We start from the raw sequence: 7,336 nt of genomic DNA, 5'->3' as shown, positions 1-7,336 counted from the left end.
AACGCACGCAACGGTTCGCAGTCCTGCAAACAATCTGAGATCTGGCGATTCCAGCTACGATTCGTGGAGATGCTGATCGTGGCCTTGCTGACGCGGCGGGTTGTGACGCGACAAGCGATGCTCGTCTGCATCGCCAGATTTGTTTAGTATTCCTACGTACGGTCCCTCGCTGACGCGTTCGGGTTGTGATTGCAGACTCAAATGCCGGACACATCTGATCTCTGCAATTCCAGCGTCCGATTGAGCGGGATTGCCTGCAATTCTTTTCGCGATTGCGGTGACAATCGGCTAGCAATTTGTGGCGTTCGGACACTCCTCGCCTTATCATGGGGATCGACCTTTCCCCCCGCACAACAGACCGCAGTATGACTGAAGATTCTCCCGCGATCGCTCCCATGAAGACGAAGGCGAAGGTGCCGTTGGCTCCCGTTCGCACTCCGGTCATCCAATCCGTTTGGACTTGGTTTTGGGTGGCTCTGCTTGCCGCGTGCATTCCCATGCTGGTCATCTACTTCTCGCGGATGTGGCGTCTAGATCATTACCAGTACTTTCCGTTTGCGATCGGAGCGGTCGCTTGGCTGGCATGGTCCCGTAGCGACCGCTACTTCTACGCTCCGTCTCGGATCAGTTCTCTGCTGCTGATCGCAGTAGGCGTCCTCGCCATGATCGGTAGTTGGAGCCTCCGGTCACCTTGGATGATGTCCATCGCCTTTGTCTGCTACGCGGCGGCTTGTTTGAGTGTGATGCGCGGCCCGCACGACAAGAGCCTGTTGATCCTCGCTCTGCCGTTGTTGCTGCTGATTCGTTTGCCGCTTGGCTACGACCAGTTGCTAGTGATTCAGCTGCAACATTTGACCACCATGATGTCGAGTTTGCTCCTGGATGTTCTCTCGATTCCGCACGCGGTGACACGAAATGTGATCGAACTGCCAAGCCGAGAATTGTTCGTGGCTGAAGCGTGCAGTGGAATTCAGTCAGTCTTCACCATGGCTTTTCTGAGCACGCTGATCGTCGCGATCAATCGCCGGAAACTGTGGCTGGCTCCGTTCTATTTAATCATCGCTCTCATTCTCGCCGCCGGCGGGAATGTCCTGCGAGTGACCATGGTTGCTGTCGCTGATCAATGGATGTCGCTTGACCTGGCATCGGGGTGGGCTCACGACATTTTGGGATACACCACTTTGGCGATTTCTGCATTCTTTCTTTGGTCATTCGATGGGATGATCATGACGCTGATGCACGTGACTGGAACGACGGCGGACGAACATCCGGACAATCCAGTCTTGCATCTTTGGAACTGGTTCGTTGACGACGGCCAAAACGTTGACGCCGTGGGCGAATACTACCGCAGCAATCAGCCGGTTTCAGATCCAAAAGACCTCGGATTTCAGCTGCAGCTAGCTCGTCTATTGGGCCGTTTGCAGGCCAAGCCTATCGCAGCAGCAATGGCGGTTCTGGGAGTTGTCTTGATTTCAGTAAGTTCGACTTCTGCCATGAAGGTCAGTGCCATCGGCGTGGAGGAAGGTGCGCAGGGCATGTTTGTTGATGGACTTATTTTCGAACCACCAGTTAAATTCATATCTTCAGGCAACAGCGGCTTTCGACTGAATGAACATCAACAGTCGCGTGACGGTGACAATCCCATTCTGGGACAAAATGCGGATGTTTGGACTTTCGAATCAATGGTCAACGGCGTTCCGGTTCGCGGACAGTTCGTCTTGAGTCAAACTTACGCAGAGTGGCATGAGCTTTGTCTTTGCTACGAGAACCAGGACTGGAGGCTGCTCAATCGAGTGCTGGAGTCAACCGATGCATCCGAGCCTGAAGCAGCAGATTCTGAATTTCAACCTTTCGCTTACGCTCTGTTTGGTGGTGACACCGACGCTCGCGGCCATCTCTGGTATTCCGCAATCACTCCATCAGGAAATTTTGTTTACCCACCCGAAAGGCCCGGACAAATCGGGAACCGGCTCGCTGAAGCCGCAGATGGCCTGGATGAAGTGATCGAACCGATGATGATGCTGCAGCTTTGGGTGGTCGCACCTCAAAAACTGGATGCGTCGACGATTGATCGGATTGATGAGATGTTTGACGGACTGCGGCAGAAGATTGCGACCGCGGTCAAAGCGGCCAATGGCGGCTCAGCGATTGGACCGGACGATCAGGCAGAAGCCAACTTGGAGGTGTCGTCATGATTCGGTACCTCAACCCGTTGCAGTGGTTCAAATGGTTTGGACAGTGGTTCATTGCTTGGTTTCGGACGATTCCGTGGAAACGCGCATCAACAGCGATTCCCGCGTTGGGATTGACGATTGCTTTGGCGATTTTACTGTTCGTTTCGACGGGCGAGAACGTTTCTTGGCGGAACCAGTTGATCCGCGAACAGTTGGCGTCCGCTTTCGAACGGGATGACTACAAGACCGCAGATCTGCTGATTCGCCGGCAGATTGAGGAAGGCGACGAGTCAGCTGAGACGCTGTACCGGTTGGCGGTGGCTCGGAATCAGCAGGATGAGACGGAGGAGGCTCGGTCGCTGATGCGTGGGTTGGTGGCGCAGCAGCGTGATGCTCGTGCGGCTCGGTGGTTGTTGCAGGAGCTCTATGAACAAAAGAAGTGGGCGGACCTGGAGAATGAGGAGCAGCGAGAGTTCGGACAGTTGCTTCGTCTTCTGAGCGAGGAAGTGCCTGATGATTTGGGCATCAAGAAGGCGTACGCGGACTATCTGATTCGCACCAACCGCCAGAATCAAGCGGTCCCGTACTTGGTTCAACTCGCGTCCGTTCAGCCGATGTTTGGATTGCAGGCGGCGATGATTTCCCGTCAAGCTGGCGAGGATGACGCTGCCACTCGCTACGCGGAGACCACGCTCGAAAAGATTCAGCAGCTGTTTGAGGAAGAGCCGGCCAGCCCGCAGTTGGCAATGGCGAACGTGCAGGCGTTGATCTTCCTTGAGAAGCACGCGGACGCGGTTCGGCTGTTGAGCGAATCGATTGGACGAATGAAAACCAAAGAGCATCAGGCTGGGTTGCAACAGGCAATGGGCGACACAATCGTCGTCTGGATCAACAAGATTGAATCGGAACCCAACGAGACCGTGGAAGAACGTTTGCGGGTGCTGAAGATGCTGCAAGTTGCGTTGCAGTATGCTCCCAACAATCCGCGTGTGCTGAGTCTGGTTGCGGATCAGGTGCTCAAAACGTTGGAATCGGATGACAAAGAACTGGGCAAGATTCGAGCGGCATTGGTCAAAGGGTCTTCGCCGGGAATCGCGAACTTCATTCGCGGGACGGCGGCCCTGTTGAAAGGCGATGCTGAGAAAGCAACGCTCCACCTGAAGCTCGCGGTGGAACATTTGCCGCATAGCCCGGCCATCCTGAATAACTTGGCAGTCGCGATAGCGGAGAAGGAAGATGGCGATCTGGAACAAGCCCTTCAGATCAGCGAGCAAGCGATCGAAAGTGTCTCGACACCGAATGCTTACTTCTTCGAAACCCGCGGGCAGATCCTGACCAAGCTAGGTAAACACCTGGAAGCCATCCCTGACCTCGAACGGGCTTTGGCGGAAGAGTCGCTGGCCAATGCGGCTCATGAGTCGCTTGCCGTTTGCTTTGAGGCGTTGGGGCAACAGGATTTGGCGGAGGAACACCGAGCGGCGATGACGGAAGAAGCCGAGACGTCCGATTGAGGTGTTTGGGTTTGCCGGGGATTTGAATCGAATGCTCAACGATCCAGGATGCTTTTAACGCTCGCTCGTCACAACCCGCCACGTTAGCAAGGACGCTGTGCTGGTCGCCGGCTCCATGGCTCGACATTGCTTCCATTGCGGGATGACTCCGTTGCCGACTCAGGCTTTGAGTCGGTTCTCCGCATCACGAAGAGCCTTGCTTACGCTGCGGGTTATGACTTGGAGCAGCTTGAACCGGAGCACTTGTGGGCCGAATTCTGGCGAACTCGGCTACGGGATGGACGGCCACGGCGGGATTGCGTTTGATTGCGCAGAAGGCCGATTCAGGGCCTGAATCTGCTACAGATTGGAGAGTTCGATCCTCGCTTATCCGGCTGCGGAAGACGGTTGCACGACGCTGCGGTTCAGTACACGTGTTGCCGACTCAGGCTTTGAGTCGGTTCGTCATATCACGAAAAGCCTTGCTCACGCTGCGGGTTGGGTGGTAGAGCGACGGGCAACGCTGTTACGACATGCAAAAAGGCGGCTGTGAGCTTGGCTCGCAGTCGCCTTTTTTCGTTGGTATTCGAGTCAATCTGAAGTATTGCTGGCTCAGACTGGTTTATTGAGTGATACCGGCTTGTCCGGCTGCGCTGGTCGTTGGCAACTTTGGTGCGGCCATTTGCTCGAGGCGTTCTCGGTTGATCTTGGTGGCCATCACACCTGGCGATGTGGCTGGCTCGATCGTGGTCACCAAAACCTGCGGTTGAGGCTGACCGTCCAACACATAGTTGTCGACCGCGTCTCGCACCGATTTCAGACGCGACTGGGTTTCAGCTTGGTTGGCACCGCGAAGGACGTAGATCTCTCGGCGAGTTTCAGGTGCCTGGGTGGCGATCCAGCGGACGCGATTTTGGCCGGCGGCCAAGAGGGCTCCGTCACCGCCACGAAACAGCTCGTGTCCGATGGTGTTGTGCATGCGCCATCCGTTGCGTTTCATCGCTTCGAATGGCATCACGACTTGCAGGGCGTCCACTTCGTTGAATGGGTCTGGCCAAGCGACATTGCGGTGGTAGCCGACGTGCATTTGGTGAACCAAGGAACCCCAGTCCGCCGATGCTGTTTGGGTGCGAATGCCACCGAATGCTGTCGCTGCGAGGATTGCGGCGAAGAGCAACGTGCGTTGTGTTGGGAACGTGGTCGCCATGGCGGGCAAGTCCTTTTGCAGGGCCGAATGAGTTTGAGTCGCAAGGTACTGGCTCCTCATCGCAAATTGCGAACGGAAGCCTTGATGCTTTATCTCATTCGTCACGTTGTGCCCTCGACGTTCAATCGCTGGACCAGAGGGGCCCCGGCTTGCGTGATCGATAAAGTCGCGGCAAGCGTTAGGGTTGCCAGAACTCGAATGCTGTTCACCTGGGCCGACTCAGGGCCTGAGTCGGCTACGCCGGTAAATCCGCCGCTTTAATGCACGTGTAGTCGACTCAGGCTCTGAGTCGACTGGCCTTCAACACGGAAGAGCCTTGCTGACGCGGCGGGTTATGACTACGAGTAGCCTGAACTGCGTGACTTACAGTCCGAATTCTTGGCGAATACGGCTACGGCAGTGCACGTAGTCGACTCAGGCTCTGAGTCGACTGGTCCTCAAAACGGAAGAGCCTTGCTGACGCGGCGGGTTGTGACTTGGGGCAGGGTGAACTGCGTGACTTACAGTCCGAATTCTTGGCGAATACGGCTACGGCAGTGCACGTAGTCGACTCAGGCTCTGAGTCGACTGATCCTCAACACAGAATAGCCTTGCTTACGCGGCGGGTTGTGACATCAAGCCGCGAATTGGCCCCGTTTCAGGAGTCGCTGGCTTCGGTTTCGACGACCAGTTTGTGGATCGCCTCGATGGCCTGGGACTCACTGCCGTGCAGGACTTTCATGGCATCGGGGCCGCCGGTGATCTCAAACGCTTGTTCGACTTCATCGGGCGTCAGCCAGCCGCGATAGCCGTAGTAGCGGATCTCGGCCAGTTTCCGAAGCGGCGTCATTGATCGGTCGCCCAACACTTGAGCCACACGTTTGCGAGCGACTTCAGGACTGAGTGTTGGCAAATCTGACAGCGTCAAACGCTCGTCCACCACCGCCCACAGAGACTTCAATTGTTCGTCGACATACGCCGATGGTGAACCTCGGCCAACACGGGTCATGCGTTCGACTTCGGTGTTGTCCATCGCGGCGGAGCTGACCAACGTCTTGCCGGTGCGAGCGTCCATCACCTTCACACGGCTGATGTTGCTGACGGCACCCATGCGATTTTCTTTCAGCCCTACGTCGAAATGGAACAGCAAATCTAACTCCAGGTAGTGAGCTGTTTTGATTGTGTCGCGCGAGTTGCCTTCTCCGACGAACAGAACGCTGGGAATCCACATGGATTGGGGTGCTTCGTCGACCGTCTCACCATTGACGGTGTGGCCCTGGGTCGTGGATTTAGCCTCGACGTCAACCAAAGCATGTCCGAATTTGCCGTCCGAGATCCGTTTTGACAGGCCGTTCTTGACTGTGTCAGCGACCAGCCCCAGGAACTTCTCCATGCGAGAATTGACTTCCGAGTCGGTCATTTCTGCTTTCGGAACCGACGGCGCCGCGGCTTGATTGCGCTGACCGCGTCCAGACATTCCCATCCCGGACATGCCCATGCCCGACATTCCCATTCCGGCCATGCCCATGTCTTCCTCGTACATATCCATGCCGCCCATTCCCATCTCTTCTTCCATGCCGGACATGCCTTCTCGCATGCCCTCATTCATTCCTTGCATGGAATTTGCCATCTCCATTTCCATGTCCATCATGCCGGAGTCCATCCCCATTCCCATCTCGCCGTTCCCCATGCCTCGAGAAGTTCCCGAGTCGGTGATGGGCGACGGATCCGTCGTTGAGGAATCGCCGTGGACCCCGAGGCTCACGCCAACCCGGAGGTGCCAAAGCGGTTTGCGGAAATGCTTGCTGAATTTGATTTGATCCATCTGCTGTTCAGCCGCGTCGCTGCCTCGAGCGATGAAGCCATGGAAAAGCTGCAGCGCCAAAGGCAGGTTGCCGTATCGGTACGCCACATGGGCTTCGTTGCGAAGAACTGGCCCCAAAGCCACCGGTTGTTGCGAAGTTGACGCGGACGTTAGGACTTGTTGAACACGCTCGGCCAGCGGTGACCAATCAAGCTGGAACACTTCCAGCATCACCGTGGGCGACGGCTTCAGGTCGCCTCCGCCGCGAGAGTTTGGCTGACCGCCGTAACCGGAACCGTATCCCGATTCGCCGTATGGATCCCCCATCCCTTGGTCTTCCATATCGGCGTCGTACATGTCCATGTCATCGTAGCCCGCCTCCATTTCTTCATAGCCGGAAGGGCCACCTTGGGCTTCCATTGCGGCACGCTCCGCCGCTTGCATCGTGGCCTGCTGGCCTTGGGCAACCGCGACCGACGAAAACGCGGTCGCGAAAAAGAGCGGGCCGAGCGTCGTCAAACAGATCGCCCAAGCAGCAGATTTGGCAGAAAAACGCAGCGACAGATCAGCGGGCTTTGTCGGCATGGGATGAATTGAATGGTGGAGAGGCGTTGCGGACGTTCAATCAAGCGTTTTGCTGGCAATCACGAGCGTGCGGGTCATCCCGATCGCGGTGATTCCG

At 56.4% G+C, this 7,336-nt stretch carries 4 protein-coding genes; 2 read left to right on the top strand and 2 right to left on the bottom strand.

Annotated elements, in window-relative coordinates; genetic code table 11:
- Positions 1-365: 365 nt before the first annotated feature.
- Together xrtU and RE6C_RS08560 are read left to right on the top strand one after the other, a co-directional pair.
- A complete protein-coding gene (gene xrtU / locus RE6C_RS08565; protein ID WP_008655661.1) occupies positions 366-2,195 on the top strand; it encodes an exosortase U in 1,830 nt (609 codons plus the stop codon).
- Complete coding sequence (locus tag RE6C_RS08560; protein WP_008655660.1) at positions 2,192-3,685, top strand: tetratricopeptide repeat protein; 1,494 nt, start codon at positions 2,192-2,194, stop codon at positions 3,683-3,685. The genes xrtU and RE6C_RS08560 overlap by 4 nt, the downstream gene beginning before the upstream one ends.
- Before the next feature lie 601 nt (positions 3,686-4,286).
- Here the strand turns inward: RE6C_RS08560 and RE6C_RS08555 are convergent.
- Both RE6C_RS08555 and RE6C_RS08550 read right to left on the bottom strand, forming a co-directional pair.
- On the bottom strand, positions 4,287-4,931 hold the full coding sequence (locus RE6C_RS08555; protein ID WP_008655658.1) for a hypothetical protein: 645 nt from the start codon (positions 4,929-4,931) through the stop codon (positions 4,287-4,289).
- A 577-nt stretch (positions 4,932-5,508) separates the two neighbouring features.
- Positions 5,509-7,239 carry a hypothetical protein gene (locus RE6C_RS08550; RefSeq protein WP_008655655.1) on the bottom strand — a complete coding sequence of 577 codons (1,731 nt, stop codon included), beginning with the start codon at positions 7,237-7,239 and terminating at the stop codon, positions 5,509-5,511.
- Positions 7,240-7,336: the final 97 nt, after the last annotated feature.

It is taken from the genome of Rhodopirellula europaea 6C (genome assembly GCF_000338295.1).
In the GTDB taxonomy this organism is placed as follows: Bacteria; Planctomycetota; Planctomycetia; order Pirellulales; family Pirellulaceae; genus Rhodopirellula; species Rhodopirellula europaea.
This window is presented reverse-complemented; position numbering and strand designations above follow the sequence as displayed.